The organism is Vreelandella sulfidaeris, assembly GCF_042429665.1.
GTDB lineage: Bacteria > Pseudomonadota > Gammaproteobacteria > Pseudomonadales > Halomonadaceae > Vreelandella.
In genome coordinates this window covers 146,756-165,391 of record NZ_JBHMAC010000002.1, presented here as the reverse complement: position 1 = coordinate 165,391, position 18,636 = coordinate 146,756, and the positions used below count along the sequence as shown (strand labels likewise).

At 54.5% G+C, this 18,636-nt stretch carries 27 protein-coding genes; 3 read left to right on the top strand and 24 right to left on the bottom strand.

Translation table 11 applies throughout. The features are described from left to right. Nucleotides 1-17: 17 nt before the first annotated feature. Genes ACFFLD_RS00860 through ACFFLD_RS00850 form a run of 3 tightly spaced genes read right to left on the bottom strand, consistent with a single transcriptional unit; the run spans nucleotide 18 to nucleotide 3,412 of the window. The gene (locus tag ACFFLD_RS00860; protein WP_386040573.1) at nucleotides 18-1,016 is read right to left on the bottom strand and encodes an alpha-L-glutamate ligase-like protein; all 999 of its coding nucleotides are present in this window, start codon (nucleotides 1,014-1,016) and stop codon (nucleotides 18-20) included. Next, nucleotides 1,013-2,536, bottom strand: coding sequence for an inactive transglutaminase family protein (locus ACFFLD_RS00855; RefSeq protein ID WP_386040571.1), 1,524 nt, complete (start codon nucleotides 2,534-2,536; stop codon nucleotides 1,013-1,015). The genes ACFFLD_RS00860 and ACFFLD_RS00855 overlap by 4 nt, the downstream gene beginning before the upstream one ends. A 39-nt stretch (nucleotides 2,537-2,575) precedes the next feature. Beyond that, complete coding sequence (locus tag ACFFLD_RS00850; protein ID WP_386040569.1) at nucleotides 2,576-3,412, bottom strand: ATP-dependent zinc protease family protein; 837 nt, start codon at nucleotides 3,410-3,412, stop codon at nucleotides 2,576-2,578. Between the two features lie 312 nt (nucleotides 3,413-3,724). Here ACFFLD_RS00850 and ACFFLD_RS00845 point away from each other — a divergent pair, with 312 nt between their 5' ends. Continuing rightward, a complete protein-coding gene (locus tag ACFFLD_RS00845) occupies nucleotides 3,725-4,054 on the top strand; it encodes a hypothetical protein (protein WP_386040567.1) in 330 nt (109 codons plus the stop codon). Nucleotides 4,055-4,318: 264 nt separating this feature from the next. On the opposite strand, the gene ACFFLD_RS00840 is transcribed toward ACFFLD_RS00845, so the two are convergent. The 17 genes from ACFFLD_RS00840 to ACFFLD_RS00760 all read right to left on the bottom strand — a co-directional run bounded on the left by ACFFLD_RS00840 (nucleotide 4,319) and on the right by ACFFLD_RS00760 (nucleotide 13,110). After that, nucleotides 4,319-4,594 (bottom strand): hypothetical protein, encoded by a 276-nt coding sequence (locus ACFFLD_RS00840; RefSeq protein WP_386040565.1) that lies wholly within the window; start codon nucleotides 4,592-4,594, stop codon nucleotides 4,319-4,321. Beyond that, on the bottom strand, nucleotides 4,591-5,277 hold the full coding sequence (locus ACFFLD_RS00835) for a hypothetical protein (protein ID WP_386040563.1): 687 nt from the start codon (nucleotides 5,275-5,277) through the stop codon (nucleotides 4,591-4,593). Before ACFFLD_RS00835 ends, ACFFLD_RS00840 begins: the two co-directional genes overlap by 4 nt. Continuing rightward, nucleotides 5,271-5,780: a DUF4376 domain-containing protein gene (locus ACFFLD_RS00830; RefSeq protein ID WP_386040561.1), complete on the bottom strand. Its 510-nt coding sequence runs from the start codon at nucleotides 5,778-5,780 to the stop codon at nucleotides 5,271-5,273. The genes ACFFLD_RS00835 and ACFFLD_RS00830 overlap by 7 nt, the downstream gene beginning before the upstream one ends. Next, nucleotides 5,777-6,343 (bottom strand): hypothetical protein, encoded by a 567-nt coding sequence (locus ACFFLD_RS00825; protein WP_386040559.1) that lies wholly within the window; start codon nucleotides 6,341-6,343, stop codon nucleotides 5,777-5,779. Before ACFFLD_RS00825 ends, ACFFLD_RS00830 begins: the two co-directional genes overlap by 4 nt. Further along, nucleotides 6,343-6,867: a hypothetical protein gene (locus tag ACFFLD_RS00820; protein ID WP_386040557.1), complete on the bottom strand. Its 525-nt coding sequence runs from the start codon at nucleotides 6,865-6,867 to the stop codon at nucleotides 6,343-6,345. Before ACFFLD_RS00820 ends, ACFFLD_RS00825 begins: the two co-directional genes overlap by 1 nt. After that, entirely contained in the window at nucleotides 6,864-7,343 is a 480-nt protein-coding gene (locus ACFFLD_RS00815; protein ID WP_386040555.1) for a hypothetical protein, read from the bottom strand. The genes ACFFLD_RS00820 and ACFFLD_RS00815 overlap by 4 nt, the downstream gene beginning before the upstream one ends. Next, nucleotides 7,330-7,677, bottom strand: a complete 348-nt coding sequence (locus ACFFLD_RS00810) for a hypothetical protein (RefSeq protein ID WP_386040553.1) — start codon at nucleotides 7,675-7,677, stop codon at nucleotides 7,330-7,332. The genes ACFFLD_RS00815 and ACFFLD_RS00810 overlap by 14 nt, the downstream gene beginning before the upstream one ends. After that, the gene (locus ACFFLD_RS00805; RefSeq protein WP_386040551.1) at nucleotides 7,662-7,886 is read right to left on the bottom strand and encodes a hypothetical protein; all 225 of its coding nucleotides are present in this window, start codon (nucleotides 7,884-7,886) and stop codon (nucleotides 7,662-7,664) included. Before ACFFLD_RS00805 ends, ACFFLD_RS00810 begins: the two co-directional genes overlap by 16 nt. A gap of 10 nt (nucleotides 7,887-7,896) precedes the next feature. Continuing rightward, nucleotides 7,897-8,238 (bottom strand): hypothetical protein, encoded by a 342-nt coding sequence (locus ACFFLD_RS00800; RefSeq protein ID WP_386040549.1) that lies wholly within the window; start codon nucleotides 8,236-8,238, stop codon nucleotides 7,897-7,899. 12 nt (nucleotides 8,239-8,250) lie between these two features. Next, complete coding sequence (locus ACFFLD_RS00795; RefSeq protein WP_386040547.1) at nucleotides 8,251-9,060, bottom strand: major capsid protein P2; 810 nt, start codon at nucleotides 9,058-9,060, stop codon at nucleotides 8,251-8,253. A 9-nt stretch (nucleotides 9,061-9,069) separates the two neighbouring features. Further along, nucleotides 9,070-9,213: a hypothetical protein gene (locus ACFFLD_RS00790; RefSeq protein WP_386040546.1), complete on the bottom strand. Its 144-nt coding sequence runs from the start codon at nucleotides 9,211-9,213 to the stop codon at nucleotides 9,070-9,072. A gap of 97 nt (nucleotides 9,214-9,310) precedes the next feature. Beyond that, nucleotides 9,311-9,967, bottom strand: coding sequence for a hypothetical protein (locus tag ACFFLD_RS00785; RefSeq protein ID WP_386040544.1), 657 nt, complete (start codon nucleotides 9,965-9,967; stop codon nucleotides 9,311-9,313). Beyond that, entirely contained in the window at nucleotides 9,951-10,406 is a 456-nt protein-coding gene (locus ACFFLD_RS00780; RefSeq protein ID WP_386040542.1) for a hypothetical protein, read from the bottom strand. Before ACFFLD_RS00780 ends, ACFFLD_RS00785 begins: the two co-directional genes overlap by 17 nt. Before the next feature lie 29 nt (nucleotides 10,407-10,435). Further along, nucleotides 10,436-10,813: a hypothetical protein gene (locus tag ACFFLD_RS00775; RefSeq protein WP_386040540.1), complete on the bottom strand. Its 378-nt coding sequence runs from the start codon at nucleotides 10,811-10,813 to the stop codon at nucleotides 10,436-10,438. Next, nucleotides 10,806-10,979, bottom strand: coding sequence for a hypothetical protein (locus tag ACFFLD_RS00770; RefSeq protein ID WP_386040538.1), 174 nt, complete (start codon nucleotides 10,977-10,979; stop codon nucleotides 10,806-10,808). The genes ACFFLD_RS00775 and ACFFLD_RS00770 overlap by 8 nt, the downstream gene beginning before the upstream one ends. After that, nucleotides 10,976-12,862 (bottom strand): replication endonuclease, encoded by a 1,887-nt coding sequence (locus tag ACFFLD_RS00765; protein WP_386040536.1) that lies wholly within the window; start codon nucleotides 12,860-12,862, stop codon nucleotides 10,976-10,978. Before ACFFLD_RS00765 ends, ACFFLD_RS00770 begins: the two co-directional genes overlap by 4 nt. Then, nucleotides 12,862-13,110: a hypothetical protein gene (locus tag ACFFLD_RS00760; RefSeq protein ID WP_386040534.1), complete on the bottom strand. Its 249-nt coding sequence runs from the start codon at nucleotides 13,108-13,110 to the stop codon at nucleotides 12,862-12,864. The genes ACFFLD_RS00765 and ACFFLD_RS00760 overlap by 1 nt, the downstream gene beginning before the upstream one ends. A 202-nt stretch (nucleotides 13,111-13,312) precedes the next feature. On the opposite strand from ACFFLD_RS00760, the gene ACFFLD_RS00755 reads away from it, so the two are divergent. Continuing rightward, the gene (locus ACFFLD_RS00755) at nucleotides 13,313-13,648 is read left to right on the top strand and encodes a hypothetical protein (RefSeq protein ID WP_386040532.1); all 336 of its coding nucleotides are present in this window, start codon (nucleotides 13,313-13,315) and stop codon (nucleotides 13,646-13,648) included. 122 nt (nucleotides 13,649-13,770) lie between these two features. Continuing rightward, entirely contained in the window at nucleotides 13,771-14,307 is a 537-nt protein-coding gene (locus ACFFLD_RS00750) for a DUF3833 domain-containing protein (RefSeq protein WP_386040530.1), read from the top strand. A gap of 104 nt (nucleotides 14,308-14,411) precedes the next feature. Here the strand turns inward: ACFFLD_RS00750 and ACFFLD_RS00745 are convergent, their stop codons facing one another. The 4 genes from ACFFLD_RS00745 to gorA form a co-directional block, all read right to left on the bottom strand. After that, nucleotides 14,412-14,804 (bottom strand): ectoine synthase, encoded by a 393-nt coding sequence (locus ACFFLD_RS00745; RefSeq protein WP_308323048.1) that lies wholly within the window; start codon nucleotides 14,802-14,804, stop codon nucleotides 14,412-14,414. A gap of 90 nt (nucleotides 14,805-14,894) precedes the next feature. Further along, the gene (gene ectB, locus ACFFLD_RS00740; protein ID WP_386040528.1) at nucleotides 14,895-16,163 is read right to left on the bottom strand and encodes a diaminobutyrate--2-oxoglutarate transaminase; all 1,269 of its coding nucleotides are present in this window, start codon (nucleotides 16,161-16,163) and stop codon (nucleotides 14,895-14,897) included. Between the two features lie 112 nt (nucleotides 16,164-16,275). After that, a complete protein-coding gene (gene ectA, locus ACFFLD_RS00735) occupies nucleotides 16,276-16,854 on the bottom strand; it encodes a diaminobutyrate acetyltransferase (protein WP_386040526.1) in 579 nt (192 codons plus the stop codon). A 294-nt stretch (nucleotides 16,855-17,148) separates the two neighbouring features. Then, nucleotides 17,149-18,531 (bottom strand): glutathione-disulfide reductase, encoded by a 1,383-nt coding sequence (gene gorA / locus ACFFLD_RS00730; RefSeq protein ID WP_386040524.1) that lies wholly within the window; start codon nucleotides 18,529-18,531, stop codon nucleotides 17,149-17,151. Nucleotides 18,532-18,636 lie beyond the last annotated feature (105 nt).

Genomic DNA, 18,636 nt, shown 5'->3' with positions numbered 1-18,636 from the left:
AACGTGGTTTACCTAGTCTACGCGTTAGCAGCAGAGGTGTCAGGGCTTTCTACCAGCTCGCTGCGCCGAGCAAAATGATGCTGAGCAAACGCCACACGCTGTTTTGCAGGAACGTTATCGGGCTGGCGTTCGATAAGATCCAGGCGGCGACGCAAACCTTCACCATTGGTCATTTGAATGGCGAGGCCAGGGCGCGCGTTAAGCTCAAGCAGCATCGGTCCATGCTTGCGATCCAGCACCATATCGGTGCCCAGGTAGCCCAACCCGGTCATTTCATAACAACCCGCCGCGAGGTTTAGCAGTGTCTCCCATTGAGGCACGACTAAACTAGCCAGGTCATGACCGGTATCGGGATGGCTAAAGCAGGGCCGATCAAACTGCACGGCGCGGAGCGCTGCGCCAGTGGCAATGTTTAAACCAACTCCCACAGCCCCTTGGTGCAAGTTAGCTTTGCCATCAGAAGCAGCGGTAGAGAGACGCATCATGGCCATGACAGGGTACCCTTTGAAGATAATTACCCGAATATCGGGAACCCCTTCGTAGGTGTAATCCATCAGGCTTTCGTCAAAATTAATCAGCGTTTCAATGACGGCCACATCGGGCGAGCCGCCTAACGAGTAGAGACCCGACAGAATATTGGATACGTGGCGCTCCACATCGGTAATCGATAACGTCGCGCCACTGGGCTTGATAAAGGCATTATCTTCTACCTTTTCAATCACCAAAATTCCTTTGCCGCCGCTGCCTTTGGCGGGTTTGATAACAAACCCCGCGTGCCCGGTCAGCATGTCGCCAATGTGCTTGACACCAAACTGAGTCGTCACCGTGCCGATCAGTTCCGGCGAGGTAATGCCGTACTGCTGGGCCAGTAACTTGGTTTTTAGCTTATCATCCACCAGCGGATAAAGACGACGGCTGTTATAGCGGCCAATATAACGAATATTACGCCGGTTCATGCCAATAATGCCTTTATCCCGAAGGCGCGTCGGCCAGGTCCAATCTTTGAACCAACTCATGAGGGTTTCTCATCATCGGTAATGGGCTTAAAGCGACGCAGTTCTAGCAGGCGATAACCCGTGTAATTACCCAACAGCAAAATCAACGCCATCAGGATAAATTGAACACCCAGGAAGTTGAACGTGATGTGGCGTATCCAGGGGTTATTCATCGCCAGGTAGGCAAGAATAGCGGTAATTAAACTGCCGCCGCCCTGGATTAACACCTGCTTCGGGCCTTCCTCTTCCCATAAAATCGACATCCGCTCGATCGTCCAGGCCAGAATAATCATCGGGAAAAACGTGATGGTGAGTCCGGCACTGAGACCCATACGATAGGCCAGTACGGTAAAGACTGAAATAATCGCGATTACCGTGATGATGACCGCCGACACCCTCGCTACAAGCAGTAAGTTCAAGTAAGAAAGATAGTTACGAATAATCAGACCAATGGCGACAATCAGCAGGAAGCCAATCAGACCCGTCGGTAGCGTGGTTTGTATGAAAGCCAGTGCGATCAGCACGGGCATAAACGTACCGGACGTTTTGATACCGACCAACACGCGCAAAAACACCACCATTAATGCGCCAATCGGGATCAATAGAATTGTCTGGAACAGCGCTTGCTCTTCCAAAGGCAGACTATGAATCGAGAAATTCAGCAACGTGTCATCAGAGTAGTGGTTACGTACCGCTGCGGACGCAGGCTGATTATGCGTCATCATTGAAAAGGTAACACGGGAATTGGTGCCACCTTGAACTTCCAATACCGCTCGACCGCCGGTCTCCCAAAGTATCAGATTTTCCGGTTTACCTTGCTCACCCGTTAGCGGATGGAAAATGCTCCACTGTTCGCCTGATTCATCAAACACTTGAATCCAGCTACTCAGTGTTTGGCGGCGACGACCGTCTTCCAGCAGAAGACCGCTTACTTCGCGCGCTTGAACGTCCGCTTGGTTTAACAAACGCACCACCAGCGCTGCGGGTGTTTCTTGAGACAGCAGTAGCCGCGCGTTTTCCTCTTGACGCTCACCATTAATATCGCGGATCAGTTCACGGGCAAAAGTAGCGTTATTGGCGCTTCGTGCCCAAGCCTGTTCTATAAGTTGGCTGGCAGCGGTGTCATAAGGGCTTTCCCAAGGGGTTGTCGCTGACGCTTCAGGCGGTGTTTGCACGGGTGAACGGGCATCTTGCGATACCAGCATCTGAACCGAGTAGTAGAGCGTTTGATTACCTGTCGCGTTACGAATAGTCCACTGAGCGGTGCGGCCCAATTCATCGGCTTGGTAGGCAAGCCCATAGCCTGAGGAAGCGGTGTTTTCCGTAAGCACGCGATAGCCTGCCTGATGCGAGGGTAGCGCCAGGTCTACCTGAACAGGACCGCCTTGGGCAGTAAAGTTAATACCAGCCTCAATCTCCCATACCTGACGTTGCTCGCCAGGCAACCAGGGAATTTCAAACTGCACATGACGGTGAATGCTGGTGGCGATACCCGCCACCATCAAGAGGCCGACAATTATATAAAACATTAACCGAGACATGGAATTTCCTTATCTGCGTAAAGCGCCAGGGGAGAGCAGTTACTCTTCGCTATCGTCTTCATCAACTGCTTCATCTTCAGCAGCCTGCTCAGCGGGCTCGCCACCAGGAAACTCGGGGCGCTCGTGTAGATAAGTATCGGCAACATCAATAACCGCAATATCCATTAAAAAGCGCCGGCCAAGCAGCACCGGATAATCCAGATGGGTACGGTCATTAAGCGTGAACTCGACGTTTTCACGAATAGGACCGAGCGTCATCAACAGTGAAATAACCGGGCGAGACTCTTCACCAGACGCTTGAACGATACGCACTCGGCGCACAATAGGCGCTTCTACCCATTCATCACGCTTGGCGTCTACGGCCACATCATCTTCATTGAGAGCGAGTTTAAAGCGCACCCAGTTTTCGCCGTCACGTTCAAAACGCGTAATCTCAGCCGCGGAAAGCGAGGAGGTATTAGCGCCTGAGTCGATACGCGCTTTCAGGTAAGTGCCCAGGCTCGGCAGTCCCACCCATTCGCTGCGTCCCACCAGCGTTTTCGTGGTTAGCGATTCATCTATTTGACACTCCTCACGAATAATAACCGGTTCATCATCTCGTGCTTCAAGCTGTTGCACATCTTGGCGCAGCGAACGTAGCAAGCTGCCCACTTCACGTACATCGGCAGTCAGCACCTGCTGTTGATCAAGCTGACGTGCCTGATAGGCAGAGTGGCTATCACATTGGCTCGCCAACTGGCTTTCTAATTCCAGGATACGTGAGTTAAAGGTGGCTTCACTCAGAGGTGGCGGTTGAACAGTTTCCGGCTGCGTTGCTGCACAGCCCGCGATAGAGAGCGACAAGCCAGCTATTAGCCACAAAACACCTGGGCGCATAACGAGAAATATCCTTGGAAAATAGGTGGGGGGAATAATAAGGAGATGGGAGACTAGTGTCCAACGTCATGATCGCTTTTTACGCGCGTTGATCAGACATACTTTTATTCAATTTAACATAATATATATTATGCGAATCCTAAGAATATGTAGCGGCGCTAATGCGCTTTTTTTGTGCCTGTCATTTGTCCTTATTTTTTACTCATTCTGGCCTGTTCCTGGTGGCTTCTGGGTGCCCATCCTCCCCCGCGCTCGGGCAAACCACAAGCCCAGCGCACTCATGATATTTTTTAATCATAGGGAGCGTTTAACGTGAAAAACTTTCACACGGTAATCGAGCTAGATACGCCTTGGGGCTGTGCGTGGGTCACGCAAACGCAGGCAGTCGAGCTACTGGGGGTGCATCCAAAAACCGCTTACCGTTGGGCACACGGTCAGCAACGCATCAGCCCGGAACGTGCCAAGCTGCTGGCGATATTGTCCGGTCAGGTGGTGCCGTTTGAACGTTGGGAAGGATTTAGGTTCGTTAGGCAACTAGGGCCAGCGCCTAATAGAAAGCCGTTTGCCGTGCTGGTGTCATCCGATGGCCGTCGCTGGGTGCCGGATGATCTGCGTAAGCAATGGCCGGTGAAAAGCAGCTAGTGCCTATCGTTTTTGGCTTCTTGCTTCATTTCATAGCGTAATTCGATTTTAGCTACGCGGACGTGGAGCCGCATTAGTGATAAGCCCATCATTAATAGGCCCACGTTCCCGCCCGCCTGTATCGCCTGAATGATCGTGCTGTCGATCATCAGAAAGCCCCTAGCAACTGGGTAAAAATCTCAGGCGGCAAAAACGTGCCGGTAAAGATACCCACTAGGCCCACCAGCCCAAAGGCGGCGCTTTTCTTGGTGCGTTCGTTCCATTTCATAGTGACCCCCATCCCCCGTTTGAATACCCGGTTTCTTTGTTGATTTGATCGACAACCGCTTGCACTTCGGCGGCCTCTGCGTCGCTTAATGGGTCGAATTGCCCCCAGCCGTTATAAAGCCCCGCCGCCTTGTCGGCTAGCTGCCCAAAGCTGCTATACCAAAAGCCGGTATGCGCGGCCTCAGTGACGCTAGGCGGCTTGGGAATTTGCCGTATGAGCCAGTAAGCCCCCAGGCCCACCGCGCCCAATATGACTAGCTCACGGTTTGTCATGCCATGCTAATCCCTTTATTGATCAAGGCGGTTGAGTACGGTTGCTCGCCGTTCTCATGCTGGATGATCGCCCGCACTAGCTGCGGCATCTTGGCGTTCACATCAAACGGTTGATCGGCTGACACGCCAACACTCTGGGCAACGTGGCCGATATAGCTGCTGGTGTTGTTCTCAAAGCTGGGCGCCCAGCGGTTGATTATCCCGCGAACGGTGTCGATGCCGTGCGTGTTGTGGTAAGTGTCGAGCGTGCGCGCTAACGCCCGGATGCCCCATTCAGGCGCTACGAATCGCATAAACCGGCCATCACTGGCGGGACTGTCGAGCCCCTGCCATTGGGTGCCGGTGTACTCAATGTTACCGGGGTTGTTGTTGCGGATGCCGCGTGGCTTGGTCATATCAAAAATGCTCCAATCAGGGTCTAACATGTCTGACACACCGCCACCGCCGCCCATCCAATCGGTAAGCCAGCCTAGTTCCAGTGTGCCGTTCTCAAGGTCGTGATTTCGCTGGTCTTCGGGAAAGAGCCCCGGTAAAAACGGGACGCCCGACTCCCCAAACGCGCCTTCACTGTAATCGGGTCGGTACGGTATGCCCGTTTGGCCAAAGGCGCGAAGCTGCCCCGGCTTAATCATGAAATAGGCACCGCCACCGATCAGGGCGAGCGCTAATAGTTTTTTCACCATTGGATGGCCTCCAGGGTTTCAACATCGGTGGCCGCGCTGATCTGCTCATTTAAAGCGCCTTCCCGGTCGATTAGCTCGCCCCGGCGTTGGCCGATCGCTAGCAACGCGGCGTGAACGTCTGCCACTGGGTGCGCGGCGTGGAATTGGCCATCTGAATCTTTCCAGCTTGAAAAATGCGTCTGGTCAGTAATGGCGGCGAGGTCGAGCGCTTCGGATAGCGCTTGGCGGTTGCTGGGGTCGCCCGCGTAGCGGATGCCCTCAACCGTGACGCCTTCGCGCTCGGCGTCTTTGCGCGCGGCTTCGAGTGCGGCCCGCTTAGCGGTTTTTACGTCAGCGAGTACCGGCGCCGGTGCCGGTGCGGCGTCGGGTTCGGCCTTGGCGTATAGCTCGGCGGTTTCGGCGTCGTCGGGGTGCAGCGTGCAGGGTATCCAGCCAAGCTTTGAATGCTCAATTTCAGCGTTAATGCCGCCGAACGCATTAAAAACGGGGTTTTTAATATTCATGAGATACCTACCCTGACAAATAGCGTTGAATTGGTGTTTAGGACATTACCCAACGTTCGCCACGTCCCATAAATAGGCCCGCCGCCATCATTGCCAGACGAAGAACTCCAGACCAACTGTGCCCCATTAACAAGCTGCCCCGGCCCTAAAGTGGTACCGCTGCGGTTCTGCAAAAAGGCATATGTGCCAAGCTCGCCTTGTGTGGCTCGCTCTGCTAATACGCTATTAAGATTTTCATTCGTCACCAAAAACCCTAATAGCGTCGCGTCAACTTGCGCCCTTAATCTGCCCGCTGGCCCATCCCAACCAACAATTACTTTGTTGGTTTGCATGTATTGCCCGCCACCCTGCTGCAAAGGCGTAAAGCCCAGCCGTGCCGGTATATTGACGAAATAACCTAGGTGTTGGCCGTCTAGCGTGTCAGCGTTCAGCCCCGTCCAGCCCCCGGCAGGTTTGAGCGCGGCGCTCCCCAATTCTAGGCTTTGCCGTGCGGCGGCCTTGTCGGTAAGGTCGGCCAAGTTCTGCCCCCTTCTGAGCCTAAAGCCCGGTCGAATGCGTGCCATTAGATAACCTCTGCAACGTGTAGCGTGTCGCCAGCCGCACCGCCCACCGCGACGGCCCCGGTCACTTCTAGGTCCAAGGCATCGCCCGGTTGCAGCGGGAGCCCCGCGACGGTCACGGCCCCGGCGTTGCCAGTGTTGGCAATCATCACCAGTTGACGGCGGTCTGGGTTCGCGGGGATCGTGCCACCGCCTGCAATCGCGCCCACTTCCTGAATGGTGCCCGCGGCGTTTAACGTCACGCTGCCGGTGGTGCGTGCGCTCTCGAATTCGCCAGTGCCCGCAATCAAGCGGACGCGAAGCGTTACCCCGGAGTCGTTGCGGACTCGTAGCGTCTCAAACGCTCGCACTCTGGCCCCTTCGCCCTCTTGTACGTCGAACGCATCGCCCGCGCTGGTCGAGACGTTGACGCGGCCACCGCTGGCGTCAGTAATGCGAAAATAGTCACCAATGGCCTGAACGAGCGATTGCGCGCCGGGCTCAATGTTTAGAACGTAATCGCGCAGCGCCCCGCGTTGTGTACTCATGCTTTTATGCTCCCTTTCGATGCCCAGGCGATGCCCACCAACGCAACGGCCACGGCGGCGGCGACATATTGCAGCGTTCTAAGCTGCTCGCCTTCGCTGCCGATCTGCTCGCGTTCGGTGTAATTGCTGACAAAATCCATGGCTTGTTGGGTGCCCTTTTCGGCCCCTTGCTGGATTTCTAACGCCAGTTTTTCCATGCTGCTCATTGCGTCGCGGGTCACGCTGGTATTGCTATCGAGTGCGGCCCGCGTCACGTTCGTATTGCTGTCGAGCGTGGCCTCTACCTGCTTAGTCCCGGCGTTGGTAACGTCTTCAACGCCTGCGGCCAGTGCAGCGGCGATGTTGTCCAGCGTGATAGCGTCGGCCCGGTAAACCGTTGTCTGGTTGCCACTGCCGTAAACGTTGGCATGGCCCTGCTGGCTAATGTTCTGCGTCTGGTAGGTGCGCTTAGTGCTGCTGCTGCTACTTCCCCCCATAGCGGTAAACCCTCTCTGATTCTGTGAAGCCTAAGCGGGCCAGCATCCGGCCTAGCGCGGGTCGCTTGGTGTGGAAACGTACCGACCAGCCGCGCCGGGTCGCTTGCTCAACCAGTGCCGCCACTTTGCCCGGTGCGTCACGCCCAGCCCCGGCCACAATCACCAGTTCCCCGCCGTTGGTGTCGTACTCAACGCGGGCAACAATGCGGGAACCATCGGCATAGCGGATTAGCTGAGAAATGCCCGCCGCGACTTCGGCGGCTACCTGCTCGGCATCAGCCCCCAGCGCGGGGGCCAGTGTCGTTAGGTCGTTGGTGGTTAAAGCTTTTTCCATACCGCCACCCCAACCAGGGCCACGGCCCCCAGGATTGCCAATTCCTGCCAGTTCCAGCCCTCTTGCTTACGCACGCGGGAACCGCTGCCGTAGTAGTCGCCAACGGTCATGCCGCCAACGTCGCCAGTGTGGCCGGTATCGGCGGCGCTTGATGGCCCAGCGTGCCCCCCGGTTATGGGGGGTAGGCGTGTCATCGGTGGCATTGCCATAGCGCTCCCCTTATTTGAGTAGCATTACCGCGCCGATCACCAGCACACCGCCCACAATCAACATCTGTGGTGACATACTCATGCCCGGTGCTGCAAAGCCCGCCGCTGCCGGTTGCCCGCTACCGCTGGGGTACATGGTGGCGTTTCGCGTGGCCTCTTGGGCTTGTGCGCTGCTGCTGCTCTGGCCCTTGATCTTTTCGATTTCGACCCAGGCGCCTAGCGCGTCCGAAAACAGGCCCGCGCCTGCATCCACGAGGCTTGAGGTACCACCCCAACTGTAATTGTTGGCAGTGGTGCCGGTGTTACTTAACCCGGCAAAACCGCCCCAATCTGTCATTCCGTAACCTGCCATAATTGCAGCCCCTTAGATGCCCGCGAAGCCGTCGAGATACTCAACCAGCACGGTTACTTGACCGGCGGTATCGAGTGTCAAACGGAAACGCTGATCTTGAATTTGACGCGGATCGGTGACGATGGATTGATACACGTCGCCCTCTTGCGTGAAGTCAACCGCCAAGTAATTAGGCTGCGGCGTGCGGCCCGATTCTTTTTGCAGGTACTGCAATAGCGGCTTATCGCCTTCTACGATTTTGCGGCTGTTCTGCTCGACTTCGACGCGGGAAACGTCGCCCGCTTCTTTGACGAAGTGGATCGCACACAGGCGCGGCCCTTTGGGGATATTGTCGATTTCAAACTGGCCAGCGGTGGCACTTGAGTAGGTAAAGCGTTTTACCTTATTGATCATGCCCAGCGGTGCCGGGTCGGATTGGATCGCGTTAGCGGTAATCTTGGGATCAGCGGCGGCGGCGTCGATTTCGATTTCAAACTGAAGCGTTGAGATTTTGCCGTTGCCTGCCCGGTCGCCAGTGCCTAAGCCGGTAACGCGCTGCTGTTCAAGTGCGTTCAACTCAGGGCGCACAAACCACAGCGTGAAAAAACCGGCCCCATCGTGACGGCCATAATATTTATTCAGCGCGGCCACTTGCTCAGCGTCGGCAAACTCCATTACGGGCTTACCGTCGATCACGACTTTAATATCTTTCATCTGCGCACGGGTCACACCGGAAAAGGCAAACACCATGCGTTCATAGGTGCGGCCAATGGGTGCGTTGAGTGTGGCAGTACCGCCCGCTGTTACGTTGGACAGGGACGGCATACGGGTTGTTAAGCGCATGACAGCCCCTTATTTAATGACGTTTGCGACGGTGCCTAGACCTGCTTTGCGCAGACCGTAAGCGGCTCCACCGATAATCACGGCGGCGGTGATGGTGGAAACGATGATCGTCCAATCAACGTTGTCCTTATATTTGGTTACTACGTCAGCCATTGCGTTAGCCCTTTATTGACCAATAGAAAAAAGAAAGCCCCGAAGCGGGTGCTTGTCGGGGCTAACGGTGGCTATCGTTTCGGTTAACTGTCCATTGCTATTCGCTCAGTTCGGTTAACTTCCTGCCATTTTTGGTGAATTCCAGCTTGTAAAAGCTCACATCAGGCCCGTTTTTGCGTATGTAGTGCAACGCTGCCACGGCGGTTAATCGCGCCTCAGTCACAGCGGCTAGGCGTGACATTCGCGGAATATCGGTGGCCTCCTGGCGGCCAATCCAGAATTCAGCGGCTTGGGTATAGACCGTTTTGCTGATTTCCGTCCCGCGCTGGCTGGCCATTGTCAGCCCGCCGTTATACTTGCGCGCCCGGCGGATTAGCTCGCCAAACTTAGGCGACGCTTTGCCCGCACTAGGCGACACATCGGCTAGTTCTTCGATCAAGATTTCGGTTGGGTACCGGCCATCTAAGGCGGCAAATACCAGTTCACACCACCATTCAAACGTTTTTAGGTCGTTGGCCCCGGCCCATAGCAGCCTAAACGGCTTCTTTGAGCGAAGCGCCTTCGCTACTAACCGGGCATAGTCGGCCCGGTTTTCTATGTGATGCCCTTCGTGGTCTTCGTCGGTATCCCAGCCCAATAGCCTTATGCCCTTCGCTGGGATCAATTCACGGATTAGCTGCGACTTGCCCGCCCCGGTTGCCCCTAATACCAACCGGTGACGGTTTTTGAGCGACGTATCAGGATTCGACGCCATCGGCTGCCCCCTGGCCCGCTTCGCGTTTTTCCTGCTCACGTTCGGCGTCTTCCTCTTTTTTCGCTTTGTAAGCGCCGATCATCACACCGCCTAGCCACATGCCCGCCCCCAAGTAGTGCATGTATGGCTTGAGCCATTCGGGCAGTTCCCCGGAAAAGTCACGCGCTACCGGCAGCATGACCACCTCACCCTCTTGGCGCTTTTCAGCGGTCAGGCTATGCCCCGGATGAATCATTCCCGCTGCCATCCCGGCCACTTGTACCATCATTTTAGCGACTGCGGCGGCTTGCTCCTCTTGAGCGTCTACGTCCTCCCATTCGCCCGCTGCGGTTTCGTCGGCGGCCTGCTGTGCGGTTTCTTCGCGCTCGGCCTGCTGTGCCATCAGTTCGATAGCGTCGGCGGCTTCGTCATGCTCTGGTGTGGTCGCTTCTACGGTCATCGTTGGGTTCCCCTTCGGTTGGTTATCGGTTAGCGGGCAGACAAAAAGACGCCCAGCCCCAGGCTGGCGAGTAGCAGCACGCCTAGCCCTTTCGCTTTGCTCGGTTGCTGTGCCGGTTGGCGGGTCGGTGCCGGTTCGCTTGCGTCGTCGCTTGCCGGGTCAAATTCTGGTGGCGTAGAGCGTGCGGCTTCGCTTTCCACGTTGCCCGGTCGCGTTGGCTCGGCGCCTGCGTTCCATTGGGTTTCCTGCCAAAGCTTCGCTTGAATTTTCGCCCCGGTCGGTTGATTTAAACCGCACTCGGCACACTGCCAATACAGGCGAGCGCCCCGGCGCTTGGTTTGGCGCACTTCGGCCCCTTCGGTGTTGCATGTTGGGCAGTCGATAACGCCCAGCGTTGGGTTACTCATGTTCCCCCCGTTGCAGCTCCCGCCGCGTTAGTTCGTCTGTGATTTCAGCGGCTAACAGCGCCGCGATTTTTATTTCATTAGCGGCAAAAAGCGGGTTCATACCTGCGATACCGTCTGCTTTCTGGCGTAGCTGCTCACGCTTTCGCGCTAGTTCTGCATTTGTCATGCGGTCAATGCCTCAATCATTTGTGGGGTTAAGTCGTTAATGTCCATTTCGCCGCGGGCAAGCCACCCAATAACAAGATGCTGGCCTTCCTCAATCGTTGCTTTGCGCTGTGCTTCCAGGCGTTCGCGTTCATCACGCATTGCCCGGTGTATTTCGTCCCGCTCTACGTCGATTCTCACTTGGTGGCGAAGCTCGGCCACGGTGGCCGGGTCGGCCACCGGGAAACGGCGTCTAAAGTCTTGTGTTTTGTGCCATTCCCAATCATTTAGGGCGCTTTCCGTATGCTGTTTATGGCTTAGCTGTAACCTCAGCGAGCGCAACAACTGCTTAAAATATTCTGGCTGCGTAGAGTTATTCACACGAGTCCGAGTGATGGCTTCGCCATCAAAGGTCAAACCCTCCAGGTCAAAACCGCCAGACTTCGGCGTCTGCTCGACACGCCAAAAGTGTTGCTGCGTCATCAGCTCAAACCCGTTGACCACCACACCAATGATTGACTGCTTAACGTCGCCATAAGCGCCCGTTTGCAGCTCACCGTTACCCTTGCCGTTAAGGCGCTCAATCGTCCAAGGCTTAACGGGCTGGTCATCACGGCGCGTCATTGGCCCGCCCATCAGGCGAAGGAATTCCGCCCATTCGCCCGCGTCGCAGGCTTTCCAAAGCTGGCCCATGAGCGAAGCGGTAGCGGGGTCGGGGGAATAGGTTTCCAGCCATTCAAGCAGGTCGGTGGCTTCGCGGATTTTGCGCGTTTGACGCCACACGGTGACGGACGGCAGCCCAAAGAATTGAAACTGACGGATACCCCAGCACGCGGCCCATGCCTCAATGCGCGGTGCGCTGGTTTGCAGGTCGTGGCCGTAGGCGTCCAAGTGATCGCCTTCAACGCCCTGGCGGCTGTACTGCTTCCCGTTGATGTTCTTCGTCACGTACTTGAGGACGTACCCTGCAGCACTGCCCTTTGCCGGGTCGATCAGCTTGGCGTCAAAGCGGACGGTTTCGTCTTTTGTCACTTCGCCGGGGGAATCTTCTAGCGCGTAGCTGCGCATCACGCCCAATACTGCAGCCACGTTCTGCGGCTCACACCACAGCAATAAATGCCAATGCGGGCAGCCATCATGATGGGGCTCTACTACGCGGATGCCGTAGGTGCCCAGGTTGCGACGCCCCAGGAAAGAACGCGCCTTTCCCCACAGCCGCTGCAAGTAGTCTTGAGCCTGACGCGGTGTTGACCGTCCGTCACGCTCCCACTTGCTGTTAACCCTGGCGGTGCCCTTGTGCACGGCGTGGAACCGTGACGGCGCGGTTATGGTAAGGAACAAACCCACATGGCCCAGGCGTACCGCTTCGCGCTCAGTATCGGCAATGCGTAGCATCAGCTCGGCACGGCGGTTATCCGGGTTCGCCAGACCAAGCTCGGCCAATTCGGCCAGCGTATAGGATTGATCAAGCTCATTGATGGCGGTCACGGCCTCCAGCATGGCTTGATTGCGGAATTGCTGCGCACGGCGGCGCTTGTAACCTTCGTGGCTTACGTAGATCCCGGCCCGGTCATGTACCCGGCCTAGCACGCGCTGGCGTTGCTCACGCCTACGGCTGGTTAAGCGCCGCAACTGGCGACGCCACCAATTAGAACAAGCCAGCCGTTTAAGCTGGCCCGTTTCGGGTTCATTGGGGGGTTCTATGTGGTGTGCGGTCACGCGGTGGATGGCCAGCGCTAACGCTTTTTCATGGTCTAGCTCGGCGGCGTCAATTTCGACGGCCCGCGCTTGTGCGGTGGCGTGATCGATTAGCGCCTGGTCATCGTCGAGACAATGCCACGGCCCGCATTTAAGCAGGCCATCGGCTAGGGTTTGGCGGTCGATAGCGGCGGCGTGGCTGGTCATTACGCGCCCAACCGATTAACGAGGGTATCAATAGCGGCCCATTGCTCATTCAAGGCGGCTTCGATCAGGTCTACCCGCGCTTGGTCGCCTGTGGCGACGGCATTTTCTCTGGCCCCTAGTAACTCGCTGTAGGCGTCAAAGGCAATATTACGTGCGGCTTTCAGGCGATTGGCACACTGACTGGCCCGTAACTCACTAGCCACAGCGCTAAAAGCATCGCGATTTGTTTCATGCTGGCGTGTATCCATGGTCGTTACCCCATCGCTACCGCGCTGGCTGAAAAAAGGCCGGGGGATCAATCCCAGCCCGGAGCGGTTGCCCCTTTCCAGCGACGGACGGCAATAGAGTAAGCAAAAAGGATTAGCGTAGGCAAATCACTTTGGCGTATATCAATGGCTTTTGCGCTCACATATCCTTAGTAAGAACGTCACGCCCCAGGAGATTAGACCAATGACCACACTTGACCTATTGACACGCTTTAAAGCCCACCATGGCGGCATTACTGACTATCGCACCGCTAAAATGCTTGGCATCAGCCATCAGACGGTAAGCGCTTGGAAAGGCGGCGGCACAATGTCCGACGAGACAGGCGTAAAGGTGGCAGAGTCGATTGGTTTAGACCCGGTTAAGGTGCTTATTGACTTACATTTAGAAAGGGATAAAGGGAACGCGACGTTCCAAGTTTGGAAAGCTATGGCTAAGAGGCTGGAAGTGGCTGCGGTGCCCGTGGTTGTGGGGCTGGTGGGGTATGGTGCAGGGGCTTTATGGATTAACCCTTTGATCTAACTAACTATATATTAAGCGAACCCGTATAGAGAGATGACATTTAGCCCTTGGTCCGCTTTCTTTGATGTAGAATATTTCACAGGTGTTGTACCGCTCATATCTTGCATATAGGAAATGTCGACATGAAGCATTCTCTTCGTATCACCCTTTACGCTCTGCTCTTGCTTCTGGTTGGTTGCGCCGGCCCTGATATTGAAGACTATGAGGGCTCCGAGCCGCGCCTGGATATCGCGGAGTACTTTAGCGGCACCACCCAAGCTTGGGGCATGTTACAGGATTACTCTGGCGAGGTGCAGCGGCGTTTTACGGTAGCAATCGAAGGCACATATTCAGATGACCGATTAACGCTGGATGAAGCGTTTGTATTTGCGGATGGTGAAACCGACCGTCGCGTTTGGACATTTGAGCGTATTGATGAGCACCGCTGGTTAGGCACTGCCAGTGATGTGGAAGGCAGTGTTGAGGCCCGCCAATATGGTCATGTATTCCATATGCGTTATCCGCTAGAGCTTGAAATTGATGGACGAATGATCTCATTTACCATGGACGACTGGATGTATCTGCAGCCCGATGGCCGCGTGATCAATCGAACCTCCATGCAAAAGTTCGGTGTTACGCTTGGCGAGATTACGCTGATGTTTGAAAAGCCAATCCGTTAAACGATGCTTGGCTGAGCGGCCATATTCGCTGCACGGAAAAAGGCCTGCTAACTGAATAGCAGGCCTTTTTACCGTTTTACACTATCGCATCAGAAACCGATGGGTTATTCAGACGCTGCGTAGGAGCCATCTTCCTGGTGAACTTCGTTGCCCGTAATGGGCGGTGTGAAGACACAGGCTACCGTCATACCCTTCTCTTTACCACGCAGCAGATGTTCATCGTGCTGGTCTAACAGGTAAATATCGCCTGCTTTGATCGGCCAGATTTTACCATCGGCCAGGGTTTCCACCTCGCCTTCACCTTCATAACAAAACACTGCTTCATAGTGATTTTTATAATGGATATGGGTCTCTGTACCGGGGAAAATGCGGGTAATATGAAACGAGAAACCAGCATTATCATTGGCAAGAACGAGACGTGTGCTGTCCCAGTTGCCGTTTTCAGCGGTTACTAGACGCTCTGTTTTGCGCGCTTCTTCAAGATTACGAACGATCATAGAAGTACTCCGTTGCGTTGCGCCTGGTGATTACCAGACGCTGTCTCCCTAATAAAAACCGTGAGCCTACAGGTTCATCCTAGCGACAAATCACTCACTAGCAACCGCAGTGACACACTTTTCAAGAATATCGAGGCCTTCCAGCAGGTCTTCATCAGAGATCGTCAAAGGACATAGGCACTTAACCACTTCGCCATCCTGACCACTGGTCTCAATAACTAACCCGTGTTCAAAGGCTTTACTGGTAATTTTATCTGCGATATCACCCGACTCGACATCAATACCACGCATTAACCCGCGACCTCGCTCCGAGGCTGGCATGCCGTTTTCGGTAAGTAGCGCCGCCAGTTTCTGGAAACGTTCTTCCACAATACGCCCTTTGCGCTGAACATCACGCTCGAAGGTGTCGTTGGCCCAGTATTTGTTTAATGCGGCGGTCGCGGTGACCATCGCCAAGCTGAAGCCACGGAAAGTACCGTTGTATTGACCGGGCTTCCATTTATCAAGCTCGGGGCGCATTAGTACGTGGGCAAAGGGTAGTCCAAAGCCAGAGAGTGACTTCGAGTTGGTAATAATGTCAGGCGTAATACCGGCATGCTCGAAGCTGAAGAACTTTCCGGTGCGGCCACAACCTGCCTGAATATCATCTACAATCAGCAGAATATCGTGTTCGCGGCAGATGCCTTCCAAACGCTTCAGCCATTCCAGGCCTGCAACGTTAATACCGCCCTCACCTTGCACGGTTTCAATAATGACCGCCGCGGGAATATCCAAGCCACCGGATTTATCGCCCAGCAGTTTTTCAAAATAATCCAGGGTGTCGGTGTGCTCACCCATGTAGCCATCATAGGGCAGGAAGCTTGCGCCTTGCGTGGGTATTCCACCTGTTGCTTCACGGAACTTACGGTTACCCGTTGTTGCTAAGGCACCCATGGTGACGCCGTGGAAACCATTGGTAAACGTGACAATATTAGGGCGACCCTTGGCAACACGCGCCAAGCGAATAGCCGCTTCAACCGCATTAGTGCCTGTCGGCCCCGGCAAATGCACTTTGTAATCAAGCCCGCGCGGCTTGAAAATAACGTTCTCAAGCGTTTCCAGGTAATCACGCTTTGCATTCGTCCACATATCAAGACCGTGCACCACACCGTCCGTTGACAGGTAATCGATCATTGCCTGTTTTAAATGCGGATTATTGTGACCATAGTTAAGGGTGCCCGCGCCGGCGAGGAAATCAATATACTCACGGCCGTTCTCATCGGTCAGGCGCGCATTTTGCGCTTTGGTAAACACCACCGGAAATGAACGAGAATAAGTACGTACATTGGATTCCATGCGTTCTAGCGTCTGGGTCTGCATTGGCGACCTCCTTAGTTGATCATTAGTCCATTCAGGCGATAGTTGCCTGGAGCAACATGAGCGGGAAAATAACACTTCGTTAAGCAGTCACGTTCAGATCGTGCCTAACAGGCTAGATTCGATCCGTTTGGAACGGACCTATACGAACCAGGTTTTCCGGATCATGCTCTCCTCCGAGTTGTTCGGTAGAGAAGTATTCACGGCTATTGAGAGCAGCGTGCCAACGAGCCGCTAGCCGACGAAAAAGGCCCCACGATGCAAGATTGTCAGGCGTGATCGTGGTTTCAAGATGATGCACATCGGCAAGTTCTGGGCGAGACATGATCGCTTCGACCAATCTCCGCGCCAAACCGGTACCACGCGCCTTCTCACCCACCGCCACTTGCCACAAAAAATAGGTATCGGGGGCATTATCTTTGACGTAGCCGGATACGAATCCAACCACTTCGCCTTCTTCATTAGTCGCTACGGCGCAAGTATCACGAAATTGGGTAGCTAGCAGCAGATAGGCATAGGCTGAATTTACATCCAATGGTGGGCAGGATTTGATCAGCTCATATATCCCCCAACCATCGTCCGCATTGGGTTTGCGAATATAAAGCGGCATCTCTGCATGCCCTACTACTGCATCGGCGACCGTTGGTCGGGCTAGCTCAGCGGAAGGGGTAAACGGTTGTATCTGCGTACTCATAGTTATGCTTCGCTGTAGCGAATTTGTTTCTTATTATAACAGCTGATTATGAGCAATTCAAAAGGCATATTATCCAAGACCTCAAATTCCATAATTTTTTATTATAAATAGATTCTATCAGTACTACACAACCGCTGTTTGGTCGCGTGATGGCTAAATTGGATTAGCCAAGCTATATATTGCCAAAAAGCCTGAATCGACGACCTATTACCGCTAGCCCAGAGGTTAATGTCTGTTTGGATAATAGACCGTCAATAGCCGCAGCGCTTGTATCGATGCAAAAAATGCCGACGCTTACGTACGTGTCAGTGTCCGCATAGTGACAAACTCTTCTGCCCCTGTCGGATGAATTCCCACCGTACGGTCAAAATCGTGTTTACGAAGGCCCGCTCTGACCGCAATGGCGATGCCCTGAATAATTTCGCCTGCATCATCGCCAACCATATGAGCACCCACCACGACATCAGTGGCATCGTCTACCACAAGTTTCATTAAAGTACGTTCATGGCTCCCCGAAAGGGTGTGCTTCATGGCACGGAAATTAGTGCTGTAAACGCGAATGTTGGTAAATTTTTCTCTCGCCTCCTCTTCAGAAAGCCCTACGGTACCAATATTGGGATGGCAAAAAACGGCGGTTGGGATTGTCGTATAATCCAGCGCCTCGGGAGTCCCTTCTTTAAAATGAGATTCGACAAGGTGCATTGCCTCCGCGATGGCCACTGGCGTCAGCTCCGGGCCTGGCGTTATATCACCTAGCGCGAGGATAGAAGGACACGCCGTTTCAAAGCGGTCGTTGACGGGGATCTTGCCCGTTTCATCTAACTCAAGCCCTACCTTGTCGAGCCCTAATCCTTGAATATTGGCTTTGCGCCCCGTGGCGGCCAGCACCACGTCAACTTCAAGCATGTTGCCATTGGTAAGGTAGACGTTATAGGCGTCTTGGGTGGCTTCAATACGCTCTATATTGGTATTGAAATGGAGGTTGACCCCTTTTCGCTCCATTTCCGCACAGGTGAATTCACGCACCTGTTGATCAAAGCCTCTTAAAAATAGCTCGCCACGATAAATGAGGTGAGTCTCGCTGCCTAACCCGTTAAATATGCTGGCAAATTCGACGGCGATGTAGCCTCCGCCCAGCACCAGAAAACGCTTTGGGGACGTTTCAAGGTCAAAAACCTGATTAGAATCGACTGCATATTCACTGCCGGGAAATTCAGGAATCCACGGCCATCCACCCGTCGCAAGTAACACCTTTTGCGCCGTTACCGTGCTATCTCTCTGTTCTTCATGCAGCGTCACCGTATGAGCGTCTGCCAGACTAGCCCGTGCATTAATAAGGGTTACTCCAGCGCCTTCGAGCATGCGCTGGTAAATACCATTAAGGCGTTTGATTTCACTTATCTTATTATCACGCAGCGTGGACCAGTCAAAGCTTGCTGGCCCCGGCAATTGCCAACCATAGCCAGCTGCATCGTCAAAGCTGTCATGATAGTGGGCAGCGTACGAGTAGAGCTTTTTAGGCACACAGCCAACGTTGACGCAGGTGCCGCCCAAGTAGCGATCCTCGACGATTGCCACCTTGGCGCCGGTAGTCGCTGCCATACGAGCGGCACGGACACCACCAGACCCTGCCCCTATGACCAGAAGGTCATATTCATATTCTGAAACGCCTGCCATCATTTGCTCCTGTGGAGTTAATATTCGTGTCACGCTCAATGCCCTAACGGAGTTATTGACCTGTCTCGTGGAGAAGGTTAAAACCCTGTACTGCTATTTTATACT

Bases quoted from the DNA above. Each gene is read 5' to 3' on its own strand.
- ectA (WP_386040526.1), bottom strand. From the start codon at position 16,854: ATGAGTACGCAGATACAACCGTTTACCCCTTCCGCTGAGCTAGCCCGA.
- ACFFLD_RS00770 (WP_386040538.1), bottom strand. From the start codon at position 10,979: ATGACAAATGCAGAACTAGCGCGAAAGCGTGAGCAGCTACGCCAGAAA.
- ACFFLD_RS00765 (WP_386040536.1), bottom strand. From the start codon at position 12,862: ATGACCAGCCACGCCGCCGCTATCGACCGCCAAACCCTAGCCGATGGC.
- ACFFLD_RS00810 (WP_386040553.1), bottom strand. From the start codon at position 7,677: ATGGAAAAAGCTTTAACCACCAACGACCTAACGACACTGGCCCCCGCG.
- ACFFLD_RS00805 (WP_386040551.1), bottom strand. From the start codon at position 7,886: ATGGCAATGCCACCGATGACACGCCTACCCCCCATAACCGGGGGGCAC.
- ACFFLD_RS00800 (WP_386040549.1), bottom strand. From the start codon at position 8,238: ATGGCAGGTTACGGAATGACAGATTGGGGCGGTTTTGCCGGGTTAAGT.
- ACFFLD_RS00745 (WP_308323048.1), bottom strand. From the start codon at position 14,804: ATGATCGTTCGTAATCTTGAAGAAGCGCGCAAAACAGAGCGTCTAGTA.
- ACFFLD_RS00760 (WP_386040534.1), bottom strand. From the start codon at position 13,110: ATGGATACACGCCAGCATGAAACAAATCGCGATGCTTTTAGCGCTGTG.
- ACFFLD_RS00815 (WP_386040555.1), bottom strand. From the start codon at position 7,343: ATGGGGGGAAGTAGCAGCAGCAGCACTAAGCGCACCTACCAGACGCAG.
- ACFFLD_RS00790 (WP_386040546.1), bottom strand. From the start codon at position 9,213: ATGGCTGACGTAGTAACCAAATATAAGGACAACGTTGATTGGACGATC.
- ACFFLD_RS00830 (WP_386040561.1), bottom strand. From the start codon at position 5,780: ATGAATATTAAAAACCCCGTTTTTAATGCGTTCGGCGGCATTAACGCT.
- ACFFLD_RS00750 (WP_386040530.1), top strand. From the start codon at position 13,771: ATGAAGCATTCTCTTCGTATCACCCTTTACGCTCTGCTCTTGCTTCTG.
- ectB (WP_386040528.1), bottom strand. From the start codon at position 16,163: ATGCAGACCCAGACGCTAGAACGCATGGAATCCAATGTACGTACTTAT.
- ACFFLD_RS00820 (WP_386040557.1), bottom strand. From the start codon at position 6,867: ATGAGTACACAACGCGGGGCGCTGCGCGATTACGTTCTAAACATTGAG.
- ACFFLD_RS00780 (WP_386040542.1), bottom strand. From the start codon at position 10,406: ATGACCGTAGAAGCGACCACACCAGAGCATGACGAAGCCGCCGACGCT.
- ACFFLD_RS00825 (WP_386040559.1), bottom strand. From the start codon at position 6,343: ATGGCACGCATTCGACCGGGCTTTAGGCTCAGAAGGGGGCAGAACTTG.
- ACFFLD_RS00860 (WP_386040573.1), bottom strand. From the start codon at position 1,016: ATGAGTTGGTTCAAAGATTGGACCTGGCCGACGCGCCTTCGGGATAAA.
- gorA (WP_386040524.1), bottom strand. From the start codon at position 18,531: ATGGCAGGCGTTTCAGAATATGAATATGACCTTCTGGTCATAGGGGCA.
- ACFFLD_RS00755 (WP_386040532.1), top strand. From the start codon at position 13,313: ATGACCACACTTGACCTATTGACACGCTTTAAAGCCCACCATGGCGGC.
- ACFFLD_RS00785 (WP_386040544.1), bottom strand. From the start codon at position 9,967: ATGGCGTCGAATCCTGATACGTCGCTCAAAAACCGTCACCGGTTGGTA.
- ACFFLD_RS00840 (WP_386040565.1), bottom strand. From the start codon at position 4,594: ATGACAAACCGTGAGCTAGTCATATTGGGCGCGGTGGGCCTGGGGGCT.
- ACFFLD_RS00855 (WP_386040571.1), bottom strand. From the start codon at position 2,536: ATGTCTCGGTTAATGTTTTATATAATTGTCGGCCTCTTGATGGTGGCG.
- ACFFLD_RS00835 (WP_386040563.1), bottom strand. From the start codon at position 5,277: ATGGTGAAAAAACTATTAGCGCTCGCCCTGATCGGTGGCGGTGCCTAT.
- ACFFLD_RS00850 (WP_386040569.1), bottom strand. From the start codon at position 3,412: ATGCGCCCAGGTGTTTTGTGGCTAATAGCTGGCTTGTCGCTCTCTATC.
- ACFFLD_RS00795 (WP_386040547.1), bottom strand. From the start codon at position 9,060: ATGCGCTTAACAACCCGTATGCCGTCCCTGTCCAACGTAACAGCGGGC.
- ACFFLD_RS00775 (WP_386040540.1), bottom strand. From the start codon at position 10,813: ATGAGTAACCCAACGCTGGGCGTTATCGACTGCCCAACATGCAACACC.